Source organism: Mycobacterium sp. 1245805.9 (genome assembly GCF_001672915.1).
In the GTDB taxonomy this organism is placed as follows: Bacteria; Actinomycetota; Actinomycetes; order Mycobacteriales; family Mycobacteriaceae; genus Mycobacterium.
On the sequence record NZ_LZKR01000139.1, the window covers coordinates 1 to 26,474 of the forward strand.

The window sequence follows — 26,474 nt, forward strand, 5'->3', positions numbered from 1 at the left end:
GTGCCCTGGAGGGGGGGGGGGGGGGGGGGGGGGGGGGGGGTGGGGGGGGGGGGGGGGGGGGGGGCGCGGGGGCCCGGCCCGGGGCGGCGGCGCCGGCGGCGCCGCGCCGGCGACGCCGGCGCCTACGAGCCCGAGCGCGACCTGGCTGCCGCCGGCTACGACGCCCCGGCCAACGGGCACTGGGGCCACGACGATGCGGAGGTGGTCGGCGACTACGTCCCGTTCGGCATGGAGCAGCCGGAGCACCAGCCGGCGGACGATGCCGGGCCGGCGCCGCGCGTCAGCTGGACCCGCGGGGCCGACGCCGCCGAGGAGGACGAAGACCCCGACGCGGTCGACACCGATTCCATCCCCCTCGCGTCGGGGGCCACGCTGGCGGAGGCCGGCTATGACGACGTCCCCGAGGCGGAGGCCGGATACCCCGAAGTCGCCGCCGAGGACGCCGACTACACCGGCACCGAATACCTGGCCGGCTACGAGGACGACGAGTACGCCGACCCCGGTTATCCGGACGTCGCGGTCCCGCGCACCCCGCCGGAGGTCGCCTATGTCGGCGACGTGCCGGTGGCCGAGGAACCGGACGCCGACTACCCGGAGCCCGAACCCGAGCCCGCGGACGACGCCGCCGAGGCCCTAGCGGGCGGCGCGGGTCTCCGAGCGGGGCGCCACGCGGCCACGGACGAGGAAGGGGCGGCGGAATCGGCCGCCGACGCGACCAACGCCGCGCCGGTCACCGGTGGGCGCCCGACGATCCACCTACCGCTGGAGGATCCCTACCAGGCGCCCGACGGCTACCCGATCAAGGCCAGCGCCCGCTTCGGGCTGTACTACACCCCGGGCAGCGAGCTCTACCACGACACGCTGGCCGAAATCTGGTTGGCCAGTGAGGAAGTCGCGCAGGCCAACGGCTTCATCAAGGCCGACTGAGCCGGCCGCTAGACCTTGCGGATCACGGTGACGACCTTGCCGAGCACGGTCGCGTCGTTGCCGGGTATCGGGTCGAACGCCGGGTTGTGCGGCATCAGCCATACCTGACCGCCCGCGCGCTTGAACGTTTTGACGGTGGCCTCGCCGTCGATCATGGCGGCGACGATGTCGCCGTTGTCGGCGACGTGCTGCTGGCGCACCACCACCCAGTCGCCGTCGCAGATCGCCGCCTCGACCATCGAGTCGCCCACCACCTTGAGCAGGAACAGGGTGCCCTCGCCGACCAGTTCGCGAGGCAGCGGGAAGACGTCCTCCACGGCCTCCTCGGCGAGGATCGGTCCGCCGGCGGCGATGCGCCCGAGCACCGGGACGTAGCTGGGCTCCGGGAGCGCGTCCGAGCCGGCCACGTCGGTGACGGGCGCCGCCTCGGTGGCCTCCTCGCTGCCGCGCACGTCCACGGCCCGCGGCCGGTTCGGGTCGCGGCGCAGGTAGCCCTTGCGCTCCAGCGTGCGCAGCTGGTGGGCCACCGACGACGTCGACGTCAGGCCGACGGCGTCGCCGATCTCCCGGATGCTCGGCGGGTAGCCGCGGGTGGTGACCGACTCGCGGATGACGTTCAGGATGGTGCGCTGCCGCTCGGTCAGCGATGAATCGACGGATGAGCTGATCGAGGGGGTGTCGTTGCTGTCGCTCATGCACTGAATGTAGCGGCACCCCGGCAAAGAATCAAACATGTGTTCGACGGGCGTGTCGCCGGGGGACGAAAGGCCCTTAGGGTCGGGGCGTCAAGACCCTATAGCGGGTGAATCACATGCGTGTAACTTTTGCCGAGATCGGGTACCTGTGCTGCATGTCAGAGGTCGCGCTTCCGGATTTGTCGGTGGTGCGGTCTAGCGTTTTGCTTGCTCGACACGCTTCGCTCAAATGTTCGGACATCGAACACACGAGCGATATAGTTCGAACACACGAGCGAGAACAACCTGACCGGAGGAACGCAAGATGACAATCACCTACACCGTCTCGCCGCGTACCAGCAGCGTTCGACGCCCGGTCAACGGGCCGGTGCCGGGGCTTTACCCCAGGCGGCACGGGCTGACCGGCTCGCGCCGGCCCGGCCCGGCCAGGCCCGCCGGCGCGCCGCTGCGCTACCACGGCACCGGCGTCGCGATGTCGGTCGCCCCGCATCGCAGGCGTCCCGTCACGCTGGCCACGACGCTCGGGCTGGCGCTGGTCGCCGGGGTCATCACCCTGTGGCTGGGTCTGGTCGCCAACTTCGGGCAGGCGGTCAACGGCGACGGCGGGGGGTCGGCCGCCGCCGTGCCCGACCGGCTGGCCGTCGTGCGGGTGGAGCCGGGCGAGTCCCTGCAGGACGTCGCCCACCGGGTGGCACCGGACGCGCCGGCCCGCCAGGTTGCCGATCGCATCCGCGAACTCAACGACCTGAACTCGCCGGCGCTGGCCGCGGGCCAGACGCTGATCGCTCCGGTCGGCTGATAGCAGCTTCGCGGTACGCTCGGGGTGTTCTGCGGCCCCGCAGGTGAGTACGGCGAAGGAGCGGTCATGCACTGTCCGTTCTGCCGCCATCCGGATTCGCGGGTGATCGACTCGCGCGAAACCGATGAAGGCCAGGCGATTCGGCGCCGCCGGTCCTGCCCCGAATGTGGGCGGCGCTTCACCACCGTCGAGACGGCCGTGCTGGCCGTGGTCAAACGTAGCGGCGTCACCGAGCCGTTCAGCAGGGAGAAGGTCGTCAGCGGCGTCCGCCGGGCCTGCCAGGGCCGCCAGGTCGACGACGACGCGCTGAATCTGCTTGCCCAGCAAGTCGAAGACACCGTTCGCGCCGCCGGGTCGCCCGAGGTGCCCAGCCACGAGGTCGGCCTGGCCATCCTCGGCCCGCTGCGCGACCTCGACGAGGTGGCCTACCTGCGGTTCGCCTCGGTGTACCGGTCGTTTTCGTCCGCCGAGGACTTCGAGCGCGAGATCGAGGCGCTGCGCGCGCACCGCAACGCGCCGACGGATCCGGAGCCGGCCACTCGCTAGGCTGGCGTCCATGCCGCCCGCCTTGCATCCCGACCTGGAGGCGCTGGCGCCCCTGCTGGGGACATGGACCGGACGGGGTTCGGGCTTCTACCCGACGATCGAGCCGTTCGAGTATGTCGAGGAAGTCGTGTTCTCCCATGTGGGCAAGCCGTTCCTGACCTACGCGCAAAAGACGAAGGCGGTGGCCGACGGCAGGCCCCTGCACGGCGAAACGGGATATCTCCGCGTGCCCCGCCCCGGCAGCGTCGAGCTGATCGTCGCCCACCCGAATGGCATCACCGAGATCGACACCGGCACCTACACCGTGGCCGGCGACCTCATCGAGGTGGAGCTGTCGAGCACGGCGATCGGGCTGTCCCCGAGCGCCAAAGAGGTTACCGCCCTTGGCCGTTCGCTGCGCATCGACGGCGACGAGCTGTCCTACACGCTGCGCATGGGCGGCGTCGGGCAACCCCTGCAGGACCACCTCGTGGCCGTGCTGCACCGCCAGGGCTGAACACGGCGGGGAAGTCAGTCCGGCTTCCGGTCGTCGTGTGGGACGGCGCGCTGACGTTCGCGCCGTCGCGCCCGAGATGCTCGCAGGTTCGCCGCGTTCCCACATGTCTTCACGTTGCACCACCTCCCGCTATTGTTCTTTGAGCGGTCGTAAAATATTGTCCCGCATAGGGATTTATGGCATTGCTTGATCCGTTTCCATGTGTCGTCTCGCTGACTGAGGCAGATCTCGCTGAAGAGGGCAGATGCCAGCCAACACCAGCCGCTGCCGGTGGGCTCCATTCGGAGTACGCCGGGGTTGGACAACGAGAACGCTCCGTAAACGGAGCTGACACAGCGCATCTGTCGGCTATCCGGTGAACTTTTGTTAACGACTTTCGCAATCGCGTCGCGTAAGTCTCGCAGTTGCGCCAGATCCGCTGCGTTGAGTGACGGCGGTTGAGCATCGACATCTCGCAGCTTCACCCATGTGGACACCGCACCGGCGCACCATTCTGCTGCCAGGTCGACGTCGGCCAACAGATCGGTGCAGTACCCCTGGACGGGGGCGGTATTGAGGAATTCCTGAACCAAAACCAGGCCGCCGGGCGCGACCCCGAATCTGCCCCGTTGGGGCTCAAGAGGTTGTGAGGGCATCGCGTTGCCAGGCGCATCGCCGCCAGGGTTCGATGTCCACTGACTTGTCTCGATCACGTTGTTACGCCATCGCTGCCGCTGGCCTCCAACTGTAAGGCCTTGATCGTGCCGCGGTTCCAACATAGCTTCCACGAAGCTCTCCTGATCATAGTTTCGGCATCTTTCGATATCTGCAAGATGCGTCGAAAAGTTGTGCGGTTCACCGTAACTCAAGGATTTGGCGACTGTTCGCTGTCACCAGCGAACTCGCCATATCGATACAACCACAGGTGTGGGCACGAAGCGCACACGGCCGCAACAGTTTCTACGATGACCTCCGATGCCTAACGGATAATTGGCGGCCTCGGCGTGCGCGACCGCCACTCTTCGTGCGATCACATCCGGTTGATGGGCACCTGGGCGCGGCCGCAAACCACGCAGCGTGATCTGCTAGGCCGCCGCCGTTTTAATGCCTAGCGTTTGGTGCAGCCAGCGGCCCATTTCCGCGATGGCGCGGTCCACCTCGTCAACGCGGCCGGCTCCCATGATGAAGGAATGCTGGCCCTCCTCAACCTGCCGAACGATGACGTCGTTGCCTGACTCCCTTGCCTTTTGGGAGAAAGCGACGGCGTCCGAGGCGAGCAGTTCGTGCTCGCCGTAGTACACCGCGATGGGGGGCAATCCCGACAAATCCGCTGCCAGCAGGTGCACCCGCGGGTCGGTGAATTCCACGCCGGTTCCGTCGAGCCAGCATGACCGGAACAGCTCGAGCAATCCTCGCGTGAGCAGCTTGTCCCGCTCGGCGTTGGTCTTGATGGAATCCCCCGATAGCGTGACGTCTGTCCACGGGGAAATGGACAAAACGGCGCCGGGTAATGCCTCCCCGCGATCTCGCAGACGCAGAGCAAGTTCGACTGCGAGATAGCCGCCGATCGAGTGGCCGACACTGGCAATCTTGTTGGGGCGGTAGCCCTGATCGAGCAGCCAGCGGTAGGCGGTCTCCACATCTTCGACCTGTGCCGGGTACTTGTGCTCCGGGGAACGCCGGTAGTTCAGTACTAGCGAGCGTGCGCCGGCCGCCTTCGCAAGGTGTCCGGCTGCCTTCCGGTCGGAATGCATCGACATCAGCACGCTGCCACCCATATGCGTGTGCAGCAGCACCGATTCGGGGTCACCGTCCACGGGGATGCACCACAAGGCCTCAACCCCGCCGGCGTCCACCTCGGCATAGGTGACGCCTTCGGGTTCCTTCGTTGCCAAATGGATGTTCTCGGTGACATCGCGAATCGTTTCAAGCCCAAAGTTGGCATCCGAAGATCGCCTCCCGATCTCCGCCAGGAAATCGGCAAAATCGACCGCCTGCTTGCTTGTCATCCAACTGCCTTTCGTCGTGGATCATAGAATCACGACCACTATATAACGCTCGCTACCCCATAGCCAGCTCTGATCCGCCATACCCGCGGGGTATGGCGGACTATCCCGATTCGGTATTGGACAGCATCCGACACATTATGAAACCCTTTTGGGTGCAGACTATTTCGAGGGGTGATGAGGAGTGCTGCGCGAGGACGTCACGATCGATGCCGAAGGAGCCACTCTCCACGCGTGGTGGTACCCCGGGCTGCGAGACCGCCGAGCGGGCATGGCGCGCCCTTGTGTGGTCATGGCGCACGGATGGACGTCAACGAAGAAGATGCACCTCGACAAGTTCGCCGAGGTGTTCGCGGCCGCGGGACTGTGCGTGCTGGTCTTCGACCATCGGGGCTGGGGCGAGTCGGGGACGGCGCCCGGCAAGCCACGTCACGAAGTCGACCCTTGGGAGCAGGTCCGCGATTACCAACATGCAATCACTTTTGCGCAGAACCGATCCGAGGTCGACCCCGATCGCATCGGCGTCTGGGGTACGAGCTTCTCGGCGGCGCACGCGTTCGTTGTGGCTGCGATCGACCGGCGGGTTCAAGCCGTTTGCGGCCAAGCGCCGTTCATCAGCGGCCGTGCTACCTATGCAAACCTTGCCCGGGTGAACAATCAGGTGATCGGCCCGGAGCGGTTCACCGCGGACCGGCGGGCCCGCGCTCGCGGCGGTCCGGCGGAGATGGTGCCAGTCGTCGGGGCGGCGCCGACCACGCTGGTGGGCCTGCCCACTTCGGACGCCTACGCGTTCTTCACCGAGGCGCGCGCGACACTGGATCCGCAATGGCCCAACGAGGTGTCGTTGCGCAGCGTGGACAACTTCTACGGGTACGAACCGGCGCGCTACCTGCCCGACATCACACCGACCCCGCTGCTCATGATCGTCGGGCGCGAGGACGGCTTGACCGGTGGGAACCTGGCGGCGGCCGCATACCAGACCGCGGCCGAACCAAAAAAGATCGTTTTCGTGCCGGGCGGTCACTTCGCGGCGTACACCGGCGACGGGTTCGCGCTGGCGGCGGGGGCCGCACGGGACTGGTTCGGGACGCACCTTGGCTAGGAGAAGGGCGTGTCACACAACCCAATCATTTGCGTCGCTTGCCGGGTGAAATGAGCCTGTCCGCGGTCTTGTTCGCGGCGTCGAGTACCTCGGCCTGCGTGGCGGGATCCGACATGGCGCGCGAGATCGACACCGCCCCCACCATCAGCGCGATAACGCTCCACGCCCGGCGCTCCGGGTCGGCACCGTCGAACAGCTCTCCCATCCGGTCCGCCAGCGCGGCAATTCTGCGTTCGTACGCCTCCCGAGTGGATGCTCCCGAGCGCGCGACATCGGCACTGAGGGTTGGCATCACGCATCCGTCGCCCGGGTTTTCCACGTGCTCGGGGCTGAGGTATTCCGCGACAAATGCTTTCAGCTTCGCCCTGCGCTCGGCCCTGGCGCCGGATTTCGTGTCGGAAACGAAAGGTTCACCGACGGCAGCCTCGACGATCGCCTCAAGCATCGCTTCCTTATTGGCGAAGTTTGAATAGAAGGCCCCTGAAGTCACGTCCGCCGCGGCGGCCAGCCCGTCGACCCCGATCCCGTTGAAGCCGGCGACCTTCATTGAGCGCGTGCCCGCACGGAGTAACGCGGCGCGCGCCTTTACCTTTTGGTCTGGCGGATATCTCATGACACGAACAGTTGCAGTATAACCATCGATATCCTACGTCTGGGAGGTCGGATCGATGGTCTGTCCGGCACAGGCGATCGCGGCCGCGATGAAGTCGTCGCGCGCCGCATCTGTGACCGTGGCGTCCCACGCCAACACCACCTGGCTAGGAGCGAGGCCGTCGGCTGGCACCACCCGCAGGTCCGGCCGCCGGTAGGACATGGCCGTCGACCGGGGTAGCACGGCGAAACCGGCACCGCCAGCTACCAATTCGAGCTTCTGCTCCACCCCGGCGACCGACGACTGCACTGCCGCGCGGCGCAATTGCGGGCTGGCGATGGCATACCACTCGGGCACCGATGCCGGATTCTGCAGCAACCGCCGCCGGGCCAGATCGTCGAGCGATACCGACGGCCGCTCGGTCAGCGGGTCACCGGCGGGCAGCACTACGTCCCGCGGCTCCTCAAGGAGCGGCGCTGTCGCCAGGCCGGACAGGTCGAATGGCGAGCGGGCATAGACCACCTGCGCGTCGCCGCGGCGGATCACTTCGGCCTGCTCGTTCCAGGTCACCGGCAGGATCACCGTGCGCCGCAAGGGATCGCCTGCCTCGAACGCCCGGGCGGCAGCTGTAGCCAACAGTCCGGGCAGTACCCCGACCGTGACCACGACGGTGGGGGCTTCGGCGCGAGCAAGCCGCTGCCGGAGCGCCTGCACTTCCGCGAGCAAGAATCGGCCGTCGTCGAGTAGCCGCAACCCAGCGAGGGTCAGCGTCGTCCCGCGGGTCCCCCGATCGAGCAGCGTGATTCCCAGCTCGTGCTCGAGCGCGCGAATTTGACGGGACAGGACTGGTTGGGCGATGTGCAGGCGTGCCGCGGCGCGGCCGAAGTTGAGTTCCTCCGCGACGGCGACAAAGTAGCGCAGCTTGCGCATGTCCAGATCCAGTGCGGGCATACCTAAAGGGTATCGCTCTCGGACGAAAAGGGTGTTGGACGAGCGGAGCCCCCGGCCTCGACCCTGTATGTATGAGTTTGTGCAACCAACGTGTCCTAATCATCGGTGGGACGTCGGGCATCGGCCTCGCCGTGGCTGCGGCGGTCGCCGAGCGCGGCGCCACGCCCGTCGTTGCCTCGCGCCGGACGTCCAGCGTCGAGCGCGCGCTGGGCTCGCTGCCCGCCGGCGCCGTCGGCGCAACCGTTGACCTCGCCGCCCCCGCGTCCATCGAGCAGCTGGCCGAACGGATCGGACCGGTCAATCACCTCGTCTACACGGCGGGCGAGCCGCTGGAGATGGTGCCGCTCGCCGAACTGAAACCTGAGGTGGTCGTCGGCTTTTACCAAACTCGCTTCGTCGGCGCGTGCAGCGCGGTTCGGGTGGTCGGTCCGCTCCTGCCTGCGGGCGGTTCGATCACGTTGACCAGCGGATCGGCCGCCGACCAGCCGGAATTCGGCGCTTTGCCGGTGAGTCTGTGCGGCGCGATGAACGCGCTAACCGCCGCTCTTGCGGTCGAGCTGGCGCCAGTGCGGGTGAATGCCGTCGCCCCAGGAATGGTGCGATCACCGCTGTGGGACAACATGGGCGGGGAGGACCGTGACGCGCTGTTCGCCACTGCGGCAGAACGGATCCCGCTGAGCAGGATCGCCGAGGCCGACGAGGTGGCGCGCGCCTACCTGTACTGCATCGAGCAGACATACTCCACCGGAGCGGTAATCAAGGTCGACGGCGGCAGCGTCCTCGTCTAGTCGGTAGGCGTGGTCCAGCCACCTGCAATGTGATCGCTGACTGGTCTACGAGCTTCTGAAGGTGCAGGGAGAAAAGGTTTTTGGCGATGCCGAGCTTGCGCTGCAACTCGACGAAGCTCCAGACGACGATCACTGGTTGCCTTGGTGTTCCTGTGAGTTTGGTTCGGGTTGAACTCTTGTCGTGGTGGGTGCGTTTTATTGTATAGCGATCGTTATTTCAATCGAGGAGGTTGTGGTGGCAGTTGAGTTGGAGCAGCGGTACGACTTCGTCGTGTGTGGTGCCGGGACCTCGGGCTCGGTGATTGCGCGGCGACTCGCCGAGATTCCCGATGTGTCGGTGTTGCTGGTAGAGGCCGGCGGTACTGATGAGGTTGACAGTGTGAGGCAGGCCGACCAGTGGCCGCTCAATCTGGGAAGTGAACGTGATTGGGGATTCGCTGCTGAGCCTGACGAGCGGCTCCATGGGCGCGTGCTGCCGTTTTCGATGGGCAAGGGGCTTGGTGGGGGGTCGAGCATCAACTTGATGATTTGGTCGCGCGGACACCGCAGCGACTGGGATTATTTTGCCGCCGAATCCGGTGAGAAGTCATGGGGTTACGAGCAGGTGCTCGATCTGTACCGCAGTATCGAAGACTGGCACGGGACCGGGGAAGCGTCTCACCGTGGCCGTGACGGTCTTGCCTTCGTTCAACCGGTTGCCGATGTGCACCCGGTGGCTCCGGCGGTTTTGGAGGCTGCCAAGCTGCTCGGAATTCCGACCTATCAGAGTCCCAACGGGCGACTGATGGAAGAGTTCCGTGGCGCCGCGATCACTGACATGTGTATCCGCGACGGACAGCGTGTCTCGGTCTTTCGCAGCTATGTTGGACCCTACCTGGACAAGCCCAACCTGACGGTGCTGACCCATGCCCTGGTGAAACGAGTGATGTTCGAGGGCACCCGGGCAACCGGTGTGGAAATCGACTACGCCGGGTCGACGCATCGGGTGGCTGCTGGCACCGAAGTCGTGCTGTCGCTGGGCGCCATTCACACACCGAAGCTGTTGATGCAGTCCGGTATCGGCGACATGGCCGAACTGCGTCGCATCGGCATCCCGGTTGTGCAGCACCTACCCGGGGTCGGCCGAAACTTCCAAGACCACTTCGGGTTTGACTGTGTATGGGAACTCCCCGAAGCCATCCCCGGTGGCGTTCAGGTGCAAGCCGCCCTGTTCTGGGATTCCGGACTAACCGCAGACATCAACGGGCCCGATTTGTTCGCCTGCCTGGGCCCATTCCCCAAAGCCACTCCGGAAAACGCCGCTAGACACGGCCTGCCCGAGAACGCATGGACACTGTTCGGTGCACCAACGCACCCCAAAAGCCGCGGTCAGCTGCGGCTCACGGGACCCCGCCCAACCGACCCCATCCAGATCCAGGCCAACGCCCTAGCTGACCCCGAGGACCTCAAAATCGCCATCGCCTGCGTGGAAACGCTGCGCGAAATCGGCAACAGCGCCAAACTACGCCCCTTCGTCACCCGGGAAGCCATGCCCGGCAACAGCTCAGCGGACGAACTGGAAACCTACCTGCGCAACGCCGTCATCACCTACTGGCACCCATCAGGCACAGCCAAAATGGGTCGCGACCCCATGTCGGTAGTCGATGGCCAACTCAAGGTCTACGGCACCAGCAACCTGCGCGTCGCCGACGCCTCCATCATGCCGCGCATCACCACCGCCAACACCATGGCACCCTGCGTCATCATCGGCGAACAAGCAGCCCACTTCATCCGCGCCCAACACAAAACCTAACAACCATCACTCCGACGACGTGTATCCGCACTTGCTCGAAAACGCAGGGACACGTGGACTCTCCTGTTATTGGTGGCCGCCCGCGACGTGCATGTGACGCATCGCAATGACCATGTGAGTTCCCTAATGCTTCACTTCGGGGCGTAGGCACGAAGCTGTTGAAATGACGATCGATATTCGTACGGCGGCGTGCAGAACAGCCGTACCAGCGCAGAGGCAGCGGCACTCCGCATGCCCAGAAAGGAACCTTCGATGGCCGGTCAACCGGCACCAGAGCGGGACTATCTACTAGGTCACTCCCGTCCCGAAATCGACCGTCTGATTAGGCAAGCCGAGATGTTGCGACCCATCACCGAACGCTTGCTGGTGAGCGCAGGTATCGAGCGGGGTATGCGCGTGCTTGACATCGGCTGTGGACCAGGCGACGTCTCGCTGATGCTCGCTGGTCTGGTGGGCCCAACCGGCAATGTGTTCGGTATCGATCCCAGTGAAGATGCAATCGCTGTCGCACGGCAACGGTGTCGTGCTCGGCGCCACACCAATGCTGAGTTCATCCAGTCCGACATCCAATCTTACGAAGGCCCAGCGGACTTCGACGCTGCTGTGTGTCGGTACGTTTTAATTCATCAAAAAGACCCCGGTGATTTCCTGCGAATGACTCGTAGGCTCGTCCGGACCGGCGGTGTCATAGCGCTTCACGAGATGGACGCCACGCGCGGCATTCGGTCCAATCCACGGCTCGCCGTACTGCATGAGGTTTACGACGCGGTGCACTACACGCTCACGCGGGGGGGTGCGCCGTTTGATGTCGGCGGACGGTTGGTACGCGTCTTCCGCGAAGCGGGGCTACCCGCGCCATCGATGTTCACGGAGACGCTCGTGGAGAGCGCAGCGGACTCACAGCTGCTGCCGTGGATGGTGGGCCTGGCGCGCGAAGTACTTCCGCACATGGTGGCGGCAGGCGCGATGACCGCGGAAAAACTCGCGATCGACACATTGTTGGATCGCCTGTGGCGCCAGGCGAACTCGTCAGATTGTCAGCTCGAGTTCGTTCCCCAGATGTGTGCCTGGGTTCGAGTGTGACGAGTCCCTTCCACAACCACCGAAAGAAGCGACGAGATCAGGAAGCCGATGCTGGAATTGCTTGACACCGGACGGCGGACTCAAAAGCGTCCGCATTCAATCATTTTCGTGCACGGGGCTTGGCATGCCGCTTGGTGCTGGGAGGAGAATTTCGTCGCCTTCTTCGTCGACCGGGGGTTTCGTGTCTTGGCGCCCAGCCTGCGTGGTCACGGCCAGAGCCCGTTGAGCAAGTCCCTGCGGTGGTGTTCGATTGCCGACTACGTCACCGATGTCAGCGAGGTCGTCGGCGCGCTTCCAGACCCGCCCATCCTCGTCGGGCATTCCATTGGTGGCTTTGTCGTGCAGAAGTATCTTGAAGAACACGACGCACCAGCGGCCGTACTCATGGCTTCGACCCCGCCGCGCGGTGGACAGTTGGGCTCCGTAATGCGAATGATACGTCGCCATCCCTGGCGCTCAACAAAATTCGCCCTGACCGCCAAGCCGCTGGACCTAGTCGGGACGCCCGCCGGCGCGCGTGAGCTGTTTTTCGGAGAGGACGCGCCAGACGGCCTCATCGACAGCTTTACGCGGCGTATCCAACCCGACAGCACACGGGCGATGATGTTCGACACGGTGGTTGGCAGCCTCGTCAGAACCAAGAATGTCCGCTCGCCGATGTTGGTCCTCGGCGGAGAGCACGACCAATTTTATCGACCCAAACACGTGCGTCGCACCGCCGCGGCCTACGGAACCAAACCGGTCCTCATTCCCGGCGTCGGACACGAAATGATGCTCGAACCTCGATGGAGGGCGGTGGCCGATCTCATTGAGTCCTGGCTGACAAGTCAAGGGCTCTAAGACCGCAAATCAGTCAGTCGCAACCAGATCGGAGTACCTTGAGCTTCGCCAGTCCCTTCCCAGATGTCAGCATTCCCGACGTCCCCGTCTTCAACTACGTGTTCGATGGCATCACCGACGACGACCGCGAGCTCGTCGCGCTCGTCGAGGCGACGACGGGTGCCACGACACACTACGGGGAGTTGATCGATCAAATCGAAGCATTCGCCGCGAATCTAGTCGCCCGCGGAGTTGGAGTCGGTGAAGTGGTTGGGTTACTTTCGCCCAACAGCACAGCGTTCGCAGTCGCGTTTCACGGCATCCTGCGAGCAGGCGCGACCGCAACCACATTCAACGTGTTGTCGACCGTGGACGAAGTTGCACGGCAGTTGCGCGATTCACATGCTCGGATGATGCTGACCGTGGCTGAGCACCGCGAGAAAGCCGAAACGGCCGTCGCGCAAATCGGACTCACACAGGGCGAGGTGCTCATGCTCGACGACGTCGACATCAGGTTCCAGCCGGCAGTTCAGTGCGCCGGCACCAGGAATTTTCATCCGGCCGACCACCTGGCGGTACTTCCCTACAGCTCCGGCACCACCGGTCTGCCAAAGGGGGTGATGCTGACCCACCGCAACTTGGTAGCCAACGCCGCCCAAGTTCAACCCCTCAACGTCGTCGGTCCCGACGACGTCGTTCTGGCCGTGCTGCCGCTCTTTCACATCTATGGGTTGTCGGTGCTGCTTACGGCTTCATTGGTGCCGCGCGCGAGGCTGGTCGTTATGCCTTCGTTCGACCTCGCCTCGTTCTTGCGCGCCATTCAGGATCACCGGTGCACCCGGGCATTTGTTGTGCCCCCGGTGGCGGTGGCGCTGGCTAAGCACCCAATGGTGGATTCCTACGACCTGTCCTCGCTTGGAGTCATCATCTGTGGTGCCGCGCCGCTGGACGCGGAACTCGCACGTGCGGTAGGCGCGCGACTCGGTGTGGCGGTGCTGCAGGGCTTCGGAATGAGTGAACTGAGCGGAGTCGGCCACGGCATGCCGGTCGACCAGGGCCGGGATTCGGTAGGCGTTGTCGCGCAGTTGCATTCCTGCGGGTGGACTCTCCCGAACGCGGTAAGCAAGCTCGTTGCGCCGCAGACCGGTGTCGAGATCGCGGTCCCCGACGAGGGCGTCAGCGCGGCCGGCGAGTTGTGGTTCAAAGGCCCGAATGTGATGCTCGGCTATCTCGGCAACGATGAGGCGACTGCCAACACCATTGACGACGACGGGTTTCTGCATACAGGGGACCTGGCTTGCGTCGACGCCGACGGGTGTGTCTATATCGTCGACCGCCTCAAGGAACTCATCAAATACAAGGGCTATCAGGTGGCGCCCGCTGAACTGGAGGCACTGTTGCTGACCCACCCCGCGATAGCGGATGCCGCGGTGGTTCCGGCCACAGACCCCGAGTCCGGCGAGGAGATCCCCAAGGCCTTCGTCGTCACCCAACCCTCCGCTTCGCTGACCGCCGCCGAGGTGATGGAGTTCGTGGCTAGCAGCGTCGCTCCATACAAAAAGATTCGTGAAGTCGAATTCACCACCTTCATCCCGAAATCGGCATCCGGAAAGATTCTCCGCAAAAACCTGAGGGACCGCTGACATCCAGGAAAGCGAGGCCTATCCGATTGACCTGCTCTGGGACGAGCCTTCGGTCGTGACTCAGTCGACCCGTCGGACACCGTCGTTGACGACGCGCCCGGCCACCCCGACCCAGCCCTCGGCGTTCCACGCGGTTTCGATCACCGAGCCCTTGCCCTGGGTGATGCGCAGGTCGCGGCTGAGGTAGTCGGTGAGCCGCATCGCCGCCGAGCCGGTCGCCTCGTCCTCCGGCACCCCGAGGTTCGCGAAAAACCCGCGGGTGCGCAGAGCCCCGGCGTCCCGGTCGACCCAGGCCCACAGATAGTGCGCGGTGTCGTCCGGGAAGTCGGCCGGGTCGGCGGCGAGAACGTCGTCGGCCGAATCGAATTCGTGGATGCCCACTTCCGGCGCCCATTCCGAGCGGGCGCTGACGCCGGTCACGTCGCCCTGATAGCTCACCTGCACGAGGCCGGCCGGCACCTGCAGCGTCTTGATCGGCGTGCCGTTGTCGCGCAGCCACCACGACGCGCCGACGGTCGGGTGCCCGGCGAACGGAAGTTCGGCCCGCGGGGTGTAGATCCGCGCGTGCGCGGTGGCCGAGCCGGCGGCGGGAAGATCGATGAATACCGTTTCGGCGTAGCCCAATTGGGTCGCCAGCCGCTGCCGGTCCGGGGGCGGCACCGCGGCGGCGTCCACGACGCCGAGCGGGTTACCGAAATTGCCGTCCGGGTCGGTGAAGACCCGCAACACCGTGACGTCGATGCCCATGACCCGACTGTACGGCGCGGGTCAACGTGTTTGTCAGGTGGCGCTGCGCTCGTCGGAGCCCATCGCGTTCAGGACGGCGACGCGGGTGTCGGCCGGGCCGGTGACCGTCTTCTCGCCGCCGCCGGTGCGCAGCAGCGCCCGCAGCGCGGCCTGGTCGTATACGGCGGGGGCGGTGCTGTCGATGAAGCGCTGGACGACGTCGATGAAGCGGGCCGGGTCGTCGTGGAAGGGGAAGTGGCCGGAACCCTCGAAGATCTCGAGGCGCGAGCCGGGCATCGCGGCGTGCGCCATCCACGCGTGCCGGACGGGAACCACCACATCCTTGGTGCCCCAGACGATCTGCACGGGGATGGCCTCGGTCAAATAACAGCGGTCCAGCATCGTCACGATCTGCCCGCGCCAGTCCACCACCGCCCGCAGGGTCCGGCTGAACGCCGCCGAGGCCGTCGGCTCGGGCAGGTCGTCGAGGATGCGCAGCACATTCGGCAGGTCGTGGCCCAGCGCGGTCGACCCGATCGCCAGCCCGGCCAGCTTGCCGGCCAGCTGCACCGCCGGCAGCACCAGGGGCAACCGCAGCAGCGCCAGCGCCTCGCTGCCCATCGGCAACGAGGCCAGCCGGAACACGACGTTGACGTCCTTGGTCACGCCACCGGCGGCGACCAGGATGAGCCGGTCGACCAAATGCGGGAACTGGTAGGCGAATTGCATGGCCACCCCGCCGCCCAGCGAATGGCCGATGATGGTCACCCGCTCGATGTCGAGGACGGACAGCAGGTCGCGCATCCCGTTCGCGTAGGCGGCCGCCGAATAGTCGGCGCGCGGCTTGTCGGACTTCCCGTGACCCAGCAGGTCGGGGGCGATGACCGTGAACCGCTGGGCGAGCTTGGCCTGCACCGCATTCCAGGTGGTGGAGTTGTCGCCGATGCCGTGGAGCAGCAGGATCGCCGGCCCGGAACCGGCGATGCGGTAGGCCCGCCGGTAGCCGTGAATGGTGCGGAACTCGAGCGTGGGCGTCGTGACTTCACGCACTGGGCGAAGATTGCTCTTGCGCTTCCGCTCGGTCATCTCCGCCAACCTCTGTGTCGGCCCGGGCTATGGGCGTCTTGAAACGTCACGCCTGGTCGTCGTCGTTCTTCTTCTCTGCCTGCTGGGCAAGGAATCGCTCGAACTCTGCGCCAAGCTCGTCGCCGCTGGGGAGATCCTCGTCGTGCGTTAGTAACGACCTGTTCTCCTGAGCGTCGATGAAGGCATCGTACTGGCGCTCGAGCGCGGCCACCACTTGAGCCACCTCCGCGCTCGCCTGCACCTGTTCGTCGATCTTGGCGCGAATCTCCGCCGCGGCCTCGGCCAGCGCCGACAGCGGCAGTTCCAGCGATCCGCTCTTGGCCACCTGCTCGAGCAGCGCCTGCGCGGCGGCCGGGTAGTCGGTTTGCGTCAGGTAGTGCGGGACGTGCACGGTGAAGCCGACGACCTCGTGGCCGTGCTGGGCCATCCGGTATTCCAGCAGGTTGGACGCGCTGCCGGGGACCTGGATCTCCGAGATCCAGGGCTGGAAGTCGGCGATCAGTTCCTTGTCGTTGGAGTGGGCGGTCAGCGTGATCGGCCGCGTGTGCGGGACCGCCATCGGGACGGTGCCCAGGCCGATCGTGCGCCGCACCCCCAGCCGCTCGGCCAACAGGCGCACCGCGGTGATGAAGCGCTCCCACTTCAGGTCGGGTTCCATGCCGGCCAGCAGCAGAAAGGGCGTGCCGACGCTGTCGCGCAGGGCGTACAGGCTCAGCTCCGGATCGTCGTAGCTGGTGAAGTGGTCGGTCTTGAACGTCATCAGCGGCCGCCGCGAGCGGTAATCCAGCAAGTCGTCGATCGCGAACGACGCGACCAGCTCGGTGTCCAGGGCGGCCTTCAGGTGGGTGGCGGCCAGCCGGATCGCGTGGCCGGCGTCGGAGAAGCCCTCCAAGGCGTGCACCAAAACCGGGCCGCGGCCGTCGGCCGCCGACAACTGGGGCGCCGGGAACTCCAGCTCGTACATGCCGGACTGTCCCGGCTGGTCGTACTCGTCGCCTCGGTTTTGACCGTGGGCCATCTGGGTTTCCTCCTCTCGGGGTTGCTCCAGGGTCCCCTGACCAGTGTCCCCCGAATCAGCCGGCACCAACAATGGACAGCTAACACCCTGCAGTCTTCACCGTCGAAACGCCCCAACCCGGGAACGTAATCCGCATGTCGGCCAGCAAACGCGGCGGCGCGCGGGGAGGGGATGTGGTCTGCCCAACAGCCCGTGGTCAGGCATGATGGACTCGAAATGCGCATACGGACGGTGCTGCTGTGCTCGGGGGTCGGCCTGCTGACGTTGTTGACGTCGTGCACCCGGCCGGCCGAGCCTGCGGCGCGCCCGGTGGTGTCCGTTCCGGTGGCCACCGGGCCGCTCGTGCAGCGGCTCAGCCAGCCCCAGCAGAAGGCGGTCGCGGGTCCGGTGGACCCGGACCGGCGCGTCGGCGCGATCTTCATCAACGACGGGCCCCTGCACGTGTGCACGGGTTCCGTAATCCATTCGGCGACCGGGAATCTCATGATCACCGCGGCGCACTGCCTGGCCGGCGCGGCCAAGATGACCTTCGTTCCCGGCCTCGCCGGCGACGCGGCGCCCGCCCCCGCCAACGTGTGGAAGGCCGACGCCGTCTACCTGGATCCGCGCTGGATCGCCGGCAAGGATCCGCACGCGGACTACGCGATCGCGCGGGTCAGCAACGAAGCCGGCGCCTCGGTCGAGTCGTACGTCGGCCTGGCGCTGACGCTGGGCGTCGCGCCGCCGCCGGGCAGCCACGTCACCGTGCTGGGGTATGCGGCCGGGGTGGGCGGCTCGCCGATCGGCTGCCAGGCCAGCACCTCGGTCAACGACAGCGGATTTCCCTCGCTGACGTGCGAGGGCCTGGTGGACGGCACCAGCGGCGCGCCGTGGGTGAGCGGCACCACGCTCACCGGGCTGATCGGCGGTTTCGAGCGCGGCGGGTGCGCCGCCAACGTGTCGTATTCGGCGCCGTTCGACGCCCAGACCGCGCAGCTGCTGGCCCGCGCCGAGGCCGGCGGCCCCGGCGACCGGGTGCCGAACGACCTCGACGACAGCTGCTAGGTCAGCGGCGGAACTGCGACAGCGCCCGCATCTTGTTGGTCACGTCCAGCGCGGCCACCTTGTAGGCCTCCGAGAACGTCGGATAGTTGAACACCGCGTCGACCAGGTAGTCGACGGTCCCGCCGCAGCCCATCACGGCCTGGCCGATGTGCACCATTTCGGTGGCGCTGGTGCCGAAGATGTGCACCCCGAGCAGCTTGCGGTCGTCGGTCGACACCAGCAGCTTGAGCATGCCGTAGGAGTCGCCGGCGATCTGGCCGCGGGCCAGCTCCTTGTAGCGCGCCACCCCGACCTCGTAGGGGATCGCGTTCTTCGTCAGCTCCACCTCGGTGGCCCCGACGTAGGAGATCTCGGGGATCGAGTAGATGCCGATGGGCTGCAGGTCGGTGATGCCGTCGCACGCTTCGCCGAACGCGTGGTAAGCGGCCAGCCGCCCCTGTTCCATCGAGGTCGCGGCCAGGGCGGGGAACCCGATGACGTCGCCCACGGCGTAGATGTGCTCCACCTTGGTCCGGAACTTGTCGTCGACCCAGATCCGCCCGCGGCCCTCCACCTCGATGCCGGCGTTGTGCAGGTCGAGGTGATCGGTCTGGCCCTGGCGGCCGGCGGAGTACATGACGGTCTCGGCGGGGATCTGCTTGCCGCTGGCCAGCGTGGTGACGGTGCCCGCGGCCCCGACGTCGACGGCGGTGACCTCCTCGCCGAACCGGAACGTGACCGCCAGGTCGCGCAGGTGGAATTTGAGCGCCTCGACCACCTCCGGGTCGCAGAAGTCCAGCATCTCGTCGCGCTTCTCGACGACGGTCACCTTGGTGCCCAGGGCGGCGAACATGGACGCGTACTCGATGCCGATCACGCCGGCGCCGACGACGACCATCGAGCCCGGCAGCGTCTTGAGGTCCAGGATGCCGTCGGAGTCGAGCACCCGTTCCTCGTCGAACTCGACGCCGGACGGCCGCGCCGGCCGGGTGCCGGTGGCGATGACGATGAATTCGCCACTGACAGTGGTCATCTCGCGCCGGCCCGGGTCTTCCACGACGACGGTGTGCGGGTCGACGAAGCGGCCGTGACCGACGAGCAGGTCGATCCGGTTGCGCATCAGCTGGTTGCGCACCACGTCGACTTCCTTGCCGATCACGTGCTGGGTGCGCGCCAGCAGGTCGGCCGGGGTGATCCGGTCCTTGACGCGGTAGCTGGCCCCGTAGAGCTCGCGCTGGTTCATCCCGGTGAGGTAAAGCACCGCCTCGCGCAACGTCTTTGACGGGATCGTGCCCGTGTTGACGCAGACGCCGCCGAGCATTCGGCCGCGTTCGATGATGGCGACGGATTTGCCCAGTTTGGCCGAGGCGATCGCGGCCTTCTGGCCGCCCGGTCCCGAACCGATGACGACGATGTCGTACTCCTGCATCGAACCCATGGCATAGACGATAAGGCCCACAGTCCAGACTTTCTCCACAGACGAGCGGCCCGGCCCCGGTGCGTGGGCGCGGCGCGACGGTGCCGGCCGTCAGCGTTGGTGCCCATGACGACGCATCAACCCGATTTCAAGCTCAATCGCCCCGGAGCGCTGATCGCCGCGCTACCGGCCGTTCTCGGCTTCGTTCCGGAGAATTCATTGGTCCTGGTGTCCCTCGAGCACGGCGAACTGGGGGCGGTGATGCGGGTCGACCTCGCCGAGGACCTCGTCGACCGCGTCGGGCACCTGGCCGAGGTCGCCGCCGCCGCCACGCCGCAGGCGGCGATCGCGGTGATCGTCGACGCGGACGGCGCGCACTGCCCGGGGTGCAACGAGGAACACCGTCTGCTGTGCGACGAGCTGACAGAGGCGTTGTCGCAGAGGGGAATTCAACTCTATGCCGCGCACGTGGTGGATCGGGTGGCCCGCGGCGGGCGCTGGCATTGCGTGGACGACTGCGGCTGCGGCGGCACGGTGGACGACCCGACCGCGTCGCCGCGGGCCGCGGCGGCGGTGCTCGACGGCCGCCGGCTCTACCGCCGGCGCGCCGACTTGCAGGCCGTCATCGCAGTCGACGACCCGGCGGGCGCCGCCGAGTTGGCCGACGCGGTCCGGCGCCAGGCCACGCGGCGCGAGGCGGCCCATCGCGCCGATCCCACCGGGTGCGGGCGCCGCGACGTGCAGGACGCGATGGCCGCGGCCTCCCGCGTCGCCGGCGGCGAAACACTATCCGCGGCCGAGCTTGCGGCGTTGGGCTGCGCGCTGAGCGACGTCGAGGTGCGCGACACGCTGTACGCCCTGGCGGTCGGCGACCGGGCGGGGGAGGCCGAGTCGCTGTGGGCGCTGCTGGCGCGCAGCCTGCCGCCGCCCTGGCGGGTCGAGGCCCTGGTGCTGCTGGCGTTCAGCGCGTACGCCCGGGGCGACGGCCCGCTCGCCGGTGTGTCGCTGGAGGCGGCCCTGCGCTGCGACTCCGATCACCGGATGGCGGGCATGCTGGATCAGGCGTTGCAGTCCGGCGTGAAGCCCGATGAGATCCGGAAGCTGGCGGCCACCGGCTACCGGCTGGCCAAGCGGTTGGGGGTGCGGCTGCCGCCGCGGCGGGCGTTCGGGCGCCGGGCGGGGTAGCGCTTGTCGGTCAGACCTTCTCGACCTTGACGGCGTGCGCCATCTCGTGCGGCAGGGTGACGTTCTCGTGGCCCGGAATGAGGATGGTGACCCCGCCGCCGGCCGGGCTGGTCTCGACGGTGACCCGGGCGTTGGGCACGACGCCGGCGTCCTTGAGGCGGGTGATCAGATCGATGTCGCCCTGGACGTGTTCGGTGAGCTGGCGGACCACCACCGCGACCGGCGATCCGGCGGGCAGCTCGGTCAACCGGACGAGATTGATGCCGTCGGCGCCGGAATCGGGGCCCACGCCGAGGTCCAACAGGCCCGGAATCGGGTTGCCGAACGGGGACGTGGTCGGGTTGTTGAGCACCTTGACCAGCCGGCGTTCGACCTCCTCGCTCATCACGTGCTCCCACCGGCATGCCTCGGCGTGTACCTCTTCCCACGGCACCCCGATGACGTCGACGAGCAGCCGTTCGGCGAGGCGGTGCTTGCGCATGACCGAGATGGCCAGCGCCCGGCCCTTGTCGGTGAGCTCCAGGTGGCGGTCGCCGGCGACGTGGAGCAGGCCGTCGCGCTCCATGCGGGACACGGTCTGGCTGACGGTCGGACCGCTTTGTTCGAGGCGTTCGGCGATCCGGGCACGCAGCGGCGTCACGCCCTCTTCTTCGAGGTCGTAGATGGTCCGCAGGTACATCTCGGTGGTATCAACCAGCTCGTTCATCCAGCACCCTCCATTGACGCTGAGTCTACTTGGCCAGCTGCAAGAATGGGTCCAACGCCTCTCGCGGATGTCCCCAGGCAAGCAGTATGCCCGCCGCTGGCGCGGCGGGCATACCGACTTGCTACCTGGCTCTGGTTGGGCGCCTCAGCTGGCGTAGGAGCGCAGCCGATCGGCCCGCTCGCCGTTGCGCAGCTTGGACATCACGTCGCGCTCTATCTGGCGGACCCGCTCGCGGGACAGCCCGAACAGCTTGCCGATCTGATCCAGCGTGCGCGGCTGGCCGTCGTCCAGGCCGAAGCGCAGCCGGATGACCTGGTGCTCGCGCTCGTCGAGAGTGGCCAGCACACTGCGGATGTCGGTGTGCAGCAGCTCGGCGATCACCGCGTTCTCCGCGGACATCGCCTCGGCGTCCTCGATGAAGTCACCGAGGGGGGCCTCCTCCTCGGAGCCGACGGGCATGTCCAGGCTCACCGGGTCGCGGCTGTGCTCCAGCAGGTCGTTGATCTTCTCAACCGGGATGCCGGATTCGGCGGCGAGCTCCTCGTCGGTGGCTTCGCGCCCGAGGTTCTGATGCATCTCCCGCTTGATCCGCGCCAGCTTGTTCACCTGCTCGACGAGGTGGACCGGCAGCCGGATGGTGCGGCTCTGGTCGGCCATGCCGCGCGTGATGGCCTGGCGGATCCACCAGGTGGCGTAGGTGGAGAACTTGAATCCCTTTGTGTAGTCGAACTTCTCCATCGCGCGGATCAGACCGAGGTTGCCCTCCTGGATGAGGTCCAGCAGCGGCATGCCTCGACCCGTGTAGCGCTTGGCCAGCGAAACCACCAGGCGCAGGTTCGCTTCCAGCAGGTGGCGGCGCGCGGCCTGGCCATCGCGCGCGACGGCCTCCAGGTCGCGTTTGCGGTTCTCTCCGAGGCGCTTACGCGTTTCCAGCAGATGCTCGGCGTACAGGCCGGCCTCGATCCGCTTGGCCAGCTCGACCTCACCCGCCGCGTTGAGCAGCGCCGTCTTACCGATGCCGTTGAGATACACGCGCACTAGGTCCGCTGCGGGGCTTTGAGCATCCAGATCGCCGTCGATCCTGCTTGTGCTGGCGTTCGCCATAGCGACCCTCCCGTTCGGCTTTGCACTGTCATGACGTCTAACGATGGATCCGCCCTGGGAGTTCCCGCCCACGCGTGATCTCACACGCCTTGACGTGCACAGATGTGCCGACGACCTGAGAATGTCCTGAGAAGTGCGCCCCGCGGGGGCTTACCCGGAACCGTCGTGGCGCGGTCGCCGCGGTTCGAGCGCCGGGTGTTCGGCCGTGGGAAACAGGGGAGTGCGGCGCTTCGTCTGCTCGAACCGCCTCGGCTCGTCGGAGCGGCGCGGCGGCCGGTCGTTGGCGATCAGCACCGCCATCCACGGCAGCGGCACCGAGGCCGCCACGATGAGCAACGAGATCAGTCCGTTGTGCCAGGCGCCGTACGCGACGGCGGCCAGGATGAGCGCCGGGATCCGAAACGCCATCAGCGTCAGGTACTTCCGCACCCGGGCGCGATGCTCCTGTTCGTACGAGGGCGCGGCGGAGGTGATCAGGACGGGGCGGCCGGTGTCGTCGAAGCCGCCGAACCCTGGCTCTTCGCCGTGCTTCATATGTCCACTGTCCCACAACCAATCGATTCCGGTACCGGCGAGTCAGGGGGCACAATGTGAGGCATGCAGACCCAGACGATCGAGCGCACCGAGACCGACGAACGCGTCGACGACGGGACCGGCAGCGATACGCCGAAGTACTTCCACTACGTCAAGAAGGACAAGATCGCCGAGAGCGCGGTCATGGGCAACCACGTGGTCGCGCTGTGCGGCGAAGTGTTCCCCGTCACTCGGGCGGCCAAGCCCGGCTCGCCGGTCTGCCCCGAGTGCAAGCGGATCTACGAGCACCTGAAGAAGGACTGATCAGGCCGGCGGCTCGGCCGCGACGTCGGGCGGCGTGACGGGCGCGGGCAAATCCGCGATCCGCTTAGGGCCGGCCCGGCGGGTCAGCAGCCAGTTGCGCAGCCGATGGGCATGGGTCCTCGGCGCGGGGAATTCCTCCTGGATGGAGGCGTTGAGCTCGGCGCCGAGCATGATCGCGAAGCCGCCGAAGAACGCGAACAACAGGAATGCGATCGGCGTGGACAGCGCGCCATAGGTGTAACCGGTGCTGGTGATCCACCTCAGGTAGAAGCGCAGGCCCAGCGTGGCGATCAGGAACACCGCCGTGGCCAGGATGGCGCCCAGCACCAGCCGATGGCTGGGCAGCGGCACCGGCAGCGCCACCCGGTACAGCAGCATGATGCCGATCATCAGGCCCAGGATCAGCGCCGGGTAGTAGCCGTAGCGCAGGAAGTTGGCCAGGCCGACCGGAATGTGTTCGCTCACCTTGCGCGGTCCCACCACCATCACCGGCGCGGCGACGACCACGAACACCAGCATCACCACGTAGAGGAACAGCGAGAAGAAGCGCTGGCGCACCGGGTGACGCAGCGGGGTCTGGTCGTGGGCCTCGACCACGGCGTCGACGAACGACGAAATCGCCGACGACCCGGCCCACAGCGAGATCAGGAAACCGAGCGAGACCACCTCACCGCGCGCGTTGGCGGTGATGTCGCGGATGGTGGGCTCGATGATCTCGTTGACGACGCTCGGCGAGAAGAAGCTGTGCGCGGTCGAGATGATGCTCTTCTCGATCGAGGACAGCGTGTCCTTGCCGAACAGCGGCGCCACGTAGGCCAGGCTGCCCAGCATTCCCAACAGCAGGGGCGGGGTGGAAAGCGCCGACCAGAAACCCGCCTGGGCCGACTCGGAGAAAATGGAGTCGTCCCAGCTTTTGGCCAGGGTCCTGAGACTGATTCGCCGGACGTGGTGGCGGGACGGCCGCGCGGCTTGGACGCTCATACCCGTCCAGCATTACCGATTACCGCCCGCGCAGCCCACATTGCCCAGGGGTGAGTTCGGCTGGACTAGCTTTCGCTGACCTCCAGCACGGCGTCCTGCTCGGTCAGCTTCGACTGGTGCTGGTTCGCGTGGTGCTGGCAGAAGAGAAGCTCAAGTCCGGAAGGCAGCTTGGCGCGGACGCGAGCGGCGGCACCGCAGCGGTCGCAGCGGTCCGCTCTGGTGAGCTCGGGACTGGTCAGAGTTGCATACATGGCTTCTCCGTTCTCGTTCATTCACTGTCTCAGACGTGTGGCGTTTTCGCCTTGTTCCCCGATCGTTATCGGGTGTGTCGTTTCTCACGAGTTTTAAGCTGACCGACTGTGACCGTTCTGGTGCACCTGTGCGGCCGCGACGAGTGGTCCCGCGCCCGCGATCGCGGCGGCATTCAGCCTGACAATCCGCCCGGATTCATCCACCTGTCGACGCCCAAACAGGTGCACCTGCCCGCCAACCGGCTCTACCGCGGCCGCGACGACCTGGTCCTGTTGCACATCGACCCGGCGCTGCTGGATTCGCCGGTGCGTTGGGAGCCCGGGGTGGCCACGGACCCGGAGTCCATGTTCTTCCCGCACCTGTACGGGCCGCTGCCGGTTCGGGCTGTGATCGGGGTCACCGCATATCCGCCGGAGCCGGACGGCACCTTCGTGCCGGCCCCGCCTCAGGAGCCGACGTAGGCGTCGGCCTCGATCTCCACCAGCAGTCCGGGGGCGATCAGGGCCGACACCTCGACCATGGTCGCCACCGGGCGGATCTCGCCGAAGATCTCTGCGTGCACCGCCGCGACCTCACGCCAGCGCGAAATGTCGGTCACGTAGATGCGGGTGCGCACCACGTCGGTGAGCTCGGCACCCGTCTGCTGGAGCGCAATCTCGATGCGGCGCAACGCGTCTCGGGCCTGGCCGGCGATGTCGCCGGCGGGTCCGGCGCCGGTCGTTCCGGCCACCGCCACGTGCGGGCCGACGCGCACCGCCCGCGAATAGCCCACCGCCGACTCGAACTCGGAGCCGGACGACACCATGGTGCGGTTGGTTGACATGCGGACACGGTACGCGCGATTGGCTTGGCCACCAAGGGCTTTACGCGCGTGGCCGCCGGTGGTAGGAGTGCTATGTGGGCGTTCACCGTGACGCGGGTCAACGACGGCGCACCGAACATCGGAATCCGCACGGCGCAAGGAGTTTCGTGCTTGTCGAGATCACCGTCCGCAACGTCGGCGACCAGCCGCGCTCCCCGTGCGCGTTCGACGTCCCTAGGGGCATCCTGACCGGTGCCGTCGAGGTGGCGCGATGACGCCGGGCATCTCGGAGGACGCGCTCGTCGCGCAGGAGGCGCGCTTCGCGCGGGCGTTCGCGGCCGGCGATGTGTCGATCGCGCGGGAGCTCTATCAGCCCGACGTGGTGTACGTGAGCCCGACGGTGCGCCTGTTCGACTGGCCGTCCCCGATCGAGGGCGTCGAGCGCACGCTCGAGTTCATCGCGCTCACCATCCGCGGCTGCGCGGACATCCGTTACGAGGCAGTGGATTACGCCATCGCTCGCGGCGCCGACACGGCGTTCGTGCGCGTCGAATTCGACTGGGATCAGGGCGATCAACGCCTGCGCTCGACGTACGTGGTGGTCTACCGCTACCGCGACGGCCGGATCGCCCGCCAGGAGCTGTACTACGACCCCAGCGGGGCGCTGCAGCCACTCGATCCGTCGAACCGGAATTAACCGGCGACGGCCGATATAGCATTCCGCCATGATGCGCGTCGCGATCGTGGGCGGCGGTGCCGCGGGCCTGCTCGCCGCGGTCCAGCTGCGCCGGCGCCAACCCAAGGCGCAGATCACGCTGATCGACGCGTCCGGTCGTCCCGGCACCGGCGCGGCCTACGGAACCGACGACCCGACCCACCTGCTGAACGTTCCCGCCCAGCGCATGTCGGCGTGGCCGGACGACCCCGATCACTTTTGCCGCTGGCTCGACGAACGGGCCGTCACCCCGCTCGAGGGCTTCGCGCCGCGCCTCGCATATGGCCGCTACCTGCGGGAACAGCTCGCGGTCGCCGACGTGCGGATCGAGTGCGCGGAGGTCGTCGGGCTGGCGCCGGGCGCGCCGGCGCGCCTGACCCTGGGCGACGGGCGTTCGTTGTCGG

At 66.9% G+C, this 26,474-nt stretch carries 31 protein-coding genes; 16 read left to right on the forward strand and 15 right to left on the reverse strand.

What is annotated here, in order from left to right; genetic code table 11:
* The first annotated feature begins 39 nt into the window (after positions 1-39).
* The gene (locus A9X00_RS19165; RefSeq protein ID WP_067156867.1) at positions 40-927 is read left to right on the forward strand and encodes a hypothetical protein; all 888 of its coding nucleotides are present in this window, start codon (positions 40-42) and stop codon (positions 925-927) included.
* Positions 928-935: 8 nt separating this feature from the next.
* Here the strand turns inward: A9X00_RS19165 and lexA are convergent, their stop codons facing one another.
* Complete coding sequence (gene lexA, locus A9X00_RS19170) at positions 936-1,622, reverse strand: transcriptional repressor LexA (protein WP_067156874.1); 687 nt, start codon at positions 1,620-1,622, stop codon at positions 936-938.
* A 304-nt stretch (positions 1,623-1,926) separates the two neighbouring features.
* On the opposite strand from lexA, the gene A9X00_RS19175 reads away from it, so the two are divergent.
* The 3 genes from A9X00_RS19175 to A9X00_RS19185 all read left to right on the forward strand — a co-directional run bounded on the left by A9X00_RS19175 (position 1,927) and on the right by A9X00_RS19185 (position 3,463).
* Positions 1,927-2,421: a LysM peptidoglycan-binding domain-containing protein gene (locus tag A9X00_RS19175; RefSeq protein WP_067156884.1), complete on the forward strand. Its 495-nt coding sequence runs from the start codon at positions 1,927-1,929 to the stop codon at positions 2,419-2,421.
* A gap of 66 nt (positions 2,422-2,487) precedes the next feature.
* Positions 2,488-2,967, forward strand: a complete 480-nt coding sequence (nrdR, locus tag A9X00_RS19180; protein WP_067156947.1) for a transcriptional regulator NrdR — start codon at positions 2,488-2,490, stop codon at positions 2,965-2,967.
* A gap of 10 nt (positions 2,968-2,977) precedes the next feature.
* Positions 2,978-3,463, forward strand: coding sequence for a peroxynitrite isomerase (locus tag A9X00_RS19185; protein ID WP_067156887.1), 486 nt, complete (start codon positions 2,978-2,980; stop codon positions 3,461-3,463).
* Between the two features lie 14 nt (positions 3,464-3,477).
* Here A9X00_RS19185 and A9X00_RS30075 read toward each other — a convergent pair whose 3' ends face one another.
* A complete protein-coding gene (locus A9X00_RS30075; RefSeq protein ID WP_369830770.1) occupies positions 3,478-4,221 on the reverse strand; it encodes a CGNR zinc finger domain-containing protein in 744 nt (247 codons plus the stop codon).
* Positions 4,222-4,527: 306 nt separating this feature from the next.
* A complete protein-coding gene (locus A9X00_RS19190) occupies positions 4,528-5,451 on the reverse strand; it encodes an alpha/beta hydrolase (RefSeq protein WP_067156890.1) in 924 nt (307 codons plus the stop codon).
* A gap of 181 nt (positions 5,452-5,632) precedes the next feature.
* Between A9X00_RS19190 and A9X00_RS19195 the strand changes: the two genes are divergently transcribed.
* Positions 5,633-6,550, forward strand: a complete 918-nt coding sequence (locus tag A9X00_RS19195) for an alpha/beta hydrolase (RefSeq protein WP_232006881.1) — start codon at positions 5,633-5,635, stop codon at positions 6,548-6,550.
* A 25-nt stretch (positions 6,551-6,575) separates the two neighbouring features.
* Here the strand turns inward: A9X00_RS19195 and A9X00_RS19200 are convergent, their stop codons facing one another.
* Positions 6,576-7,163 (reverse strand): TetR/AcrR family transcriptional regulator, encoded by a 588-nt coding sequence (locus A9X00_RS19200; RefSeq protein ID WP_082975384.1) that lies wholly within the window; start codon positions 7,161-7,163, stop codon positions 6,576-6,578.
* 33 nt (positions 7,164-7,196) lie between these two features.
* Positions 7,197-8,093 carry a LysR family transcriptional regulator gene (locus tag A9X00_RS19205; RefSeq protein WP_067156895.1) on the reverse strand — a complete coding sequence of 299 codons (897 nt, stop codon included), beginning with the start codon at positions 8,091-8,093 and terminating at the stop codon, positions 7,197-7,199.
* 71 nt (positions 8,094-8,164) lie between these two features.
* On the opposite strand from A9X00_RS19205, the gene A9X00_RS19210 reads away from it, so the two are divergent.
* The 5 genes from A9X00_RS19210 (at position 8,165) to A9X00_RS19230 (ending at position 14,218) form a co-directional block, all read left to right on the forward strand.
* The gene (locus A9X00_RS19210; RefSeq protein ID WP_067156898.1) at positions 8,165-8,881 is read left to right on the forward strand and encodes an SDR family oxidoreductase; all 717 of its coding nucleotides are present in this window, start codon (positions 8,165-8,167) and stop codon (positions 8,879-8,881) included.
* A gap of 232 nt (positions 8,882-9,113) precedes the next feature.
* Complete coding sequence (locus A9X00_RS19215; RefSeq protein WP_197515209.1) at positions 9,114-10,673, forward strand: GMC family oxidoreductase; 1,560 nt, start codon at positions 9,114-9,116, stop codon at positions 10,671-10,673.
* A gap of 252 nt (positions 10,674-10,925) precedes the next feature.
* Entirely contained in the window at positions 10,926-11,756 is an 831-nt protein-coding gene (locus tag A9X00_RS19220; protein WP_197515208.1) for a class I SAM-dependent methyltransferase, read from the forward strand.
* Positions 11,757-11,804: 48 nt separating this feature from the next.
* Positions 11,805-12,596 (forward strand): alpha/beta hydrolase, encoded by a 792-nt coding sequence (locus A9X00_RS19225; RefSeq protein ID WP_067156904.1) that lies wholly within the window; start codon positions 11,805-11,807, stop codon positions 12,594-12,596.
* A gap of 38 nt (positions 12,597-12,634) precedes the next feature.
* A complete protein-coding gene (locus A9X00_RS19230; RefSeq protein ID WP_067156907.1) occupies positions 12,635-14,218 on the forward strand; it encodes an AMP-binding protein in 1,584 nt (527 codons plus the stop codon).
* Between the two features lie 60 nt (positions 14,219-14,278).
* Here the strand turns inward: A9X00_RS19230 and A9X00_RS19235 are convergent, their stop codons facing one another.
* The 3 genes from A9X00_RS19235 to A9X00_RS19245 are packed head-to-tail and all read right to left on the reverse strand — an operon-like array spanning position 14,279 to position 17,048.
* On the reverse strand, positions 14,279-14,965 hold the full coding sequence (locus A9X00_RS19235; protein WP_067156910.1) for a PhzF family phenazine biosynthesis protein: 687 nt from the start codon (positions 14,963-14,965) through the stop codon (positions 14,279-14,281).
* A 33-nt stretch (positions 14,966-14,998) separates the two neighbouring features.
* A complete protein-coding gene (locus A9X00_RS19240; protein WP_067156913.1) occupies positions 14,999-16,030 on the reverse strand; it encodes an alpha/beta fold hydrolase in 1,032 nt (343 codons plus the stop codon).
* A gap of 46 nt (positions 16,031-16,076) precedes the next feature.
* Positions 16,077-17,048, reverse strand: a complete 972-nt coding sequence (locus tag A9X00_RS19245) for a proteasome assembly chaperone family protein (RefSeq protein ID WP_067156956.1) — start codon at positions 17,046-17,048, stop codon at positions 16,077-16,079.
* A gap of 216 nt (positions 17,049-17,264) precedes the next feature.
* Between A9X00_RS19245 and A9X00_RS19250 the strand changes: the two genes are divergently transcribed.
* Positions 17,265-18,092 carry a serine protease gene (locus A9X00_RS19250; protein ID WP_067156916.1) on the forward strand — a complete coding sequence of 276 codons (828 nt, stop codon included), beginning with the start codon at positions 17,265-17,267 and terminating at the stop codon, positions 18,090-18,092.
* Between the two features lies 1 nt (position 18,093).
* On the opposite strand, the gene sthA is transcribed toward A9X00_RS19250, so the two are convergent.
* Positions 18,094-19,500, reverse strand: a complete 1,407-nt coding sequence (gene sthA, locus A9X00_RS19255; RefSeq protein ID WP_156772182.1) for a Si-specific NAD(P)(+) transhydrogenase — start codon at positions 19,498-19,500, stop codon at positions 18,094-18,096.
* A gap of 114 nt (positions 19,501-19,614) precedes the next feature.
* Between sthA and A9X00_RS19260 the strand changes: the two genes are divergently transcribed.
* Positions 19,615-20,673: a DUF4192 domain-containing protein gene (locus A9X00_RS19260; protein WP_067156922.1), complete on the forward strand. Its 1,059-nt coding sequence runs from the start codon at positions 19,615-19,617 to the stop codon at positions 20,671-20,673.
* 10 nt (positions 20,674-20,683) lie between these two features.
* On the opposite strand, the gene A9X00_RS19265 is transcribed toward A9X00_RS19260, so the two are convergent.
* The 3 genes from A9X00_RS19265 to A9X00_RS19275 form a co-directional block, all read right to left on the reverse strand.
* Positions 20,684-21,379 (reverse strand): metal-dependent transcriptional regulator, encoded by a 696-nt coding sequence (locus A9X00_RS19265; protein WP_067156925.1) that lies wholly within the window; start codon positions 21,377-21,379, stop codon positions 20,684-20,686.
* A gap of 144 nt (positions 21,380-21,523) precedes the next feature.
* Positions 21,524-22,483: a sigma-70 family RNA polymerase sigma factor SigB gene (sigB, locus tag A9X00_RS19270; RefSeq protein WP_067006623.1), complete on the reverse strand. Its 960-nt coding sequence runs from the start codon at positions 22,481-22,483 to the stop codon at positions 21,524-21,526.
* 150 nt (positions 22,484-22,633) lie between these two features.
* Complete coding sequence (locus tag A9X00_RS19275; protein WP_082975386.1) at positions 22,634-23,035, reverse strand: DUF3099 domain-containing protein; 402 nt, start codon at positions 23,033-23,035, stop codon at positions 22,634-22,636.
* 45 nt (positions 23,036-23,080) lie between these two features.
* Here A9X00_RS19275 and A9X00_RS19280 point away from each other — a divergent pair, with 45 nt between their 5' ends.
* Positions 23,081-23,320, forward strand: a complete 240-nt coding sequence (locus tag A9X00_RS19280) for a DUF3039 domain-containing protein (RefSeq protein WP_067156931.1) — start codon at positions 23,081-23,083, stop codon at positions 23,318-23,320.
* Here A9X00_RS19280 and A9X00_RS19285 read toward each other — a convergent pair whose 3' ends face one another.
* Both A9X00_RS19285 and A9X00_RS19290 read right to left on the reverse strand, forming a co-directional pair.
* Positions 23,321-24,301 carry a YihY/virulence factor BrkB family protein gene (locus tag A9X00_RS19285; RefSeq protein WP_067156934.1) on the reverse strand — a complete coding sequence of 327 codons (981 nt, stop codon included), beginning with the start codon at positions 24,299-24,301 and terminating at the stop codon, positions 23,321-23,323. It abuts the gene before it with no gap.
* A 65-nt stretch (positions 24,302-24,366) separates the two neighbouring features.
* Entirely contained in the window at positions 24,367-24,552 is a 186-nt protein-coding gene (locus A9X00_RS19290; RefSeq protein WP_067156959.1) for a hypothetical protein, read from the reverse strand.
* Between the two features lie 108 nt (positions 24,553-24,660).
* On the opposite strand from A9X00_RS19290, the gene A9X00_RS19295 reads away from it, so the two are divergent.
* On the forward strand, positions 24,661-25,014 hold the full coding sequence (locus A9X00_RS19295) for a DUF952 domain-containing protein (RefSeq protein ID WP_067156937.1): 354 nt from the start codon (positions 24,661-24,663) through the stop codon (positions 25,012-25,014).
* Here the strand turns inward: A9X00_RS19295 and A9X00_RS19300 are convergent.
* Positions 24,999-25,376: a RidA family protein gene (locus tag A9X00_RS19300; protein ID WP_067156940.1), complete on the reverse strand. Its 378-nt coding sequence runs from the start codon at positions 25,374-25,376 to the stop codon at positions 24,999-25,001. The two genes, A9X00_RS19295 and A9X00_RS19300, sit on opposite strands and share 16 nt — an antisense overlap.
* Positions 25,377-25,626: 250 nt before the next feature.
* On the opposite strand from A9X00_RS19300, the gene A9X00_RS19305 reads away from it, so the two are divergent.
* Positions 25,627-26,052: a nuclear transport factor 2 family protein gene (locus A9X00_RS19305; protein ID WP_067156943.1), complete on the forward strand. Its 426-nt coding sequence runs from the start codon at positions 25,627-25,629 to the stop codon at positions 26,050-26,052.
* 28 nt (positions 26,053-26,080) lie between these two features.
* Positions 26,081-26,474 (forward strand): FAD-dependent oxidoreductase (locus A9X00_RS19310; RefSeq protein ID WP_156772181.1); only part of this gene is annotated, 394 nt, incomplete at its 3' end.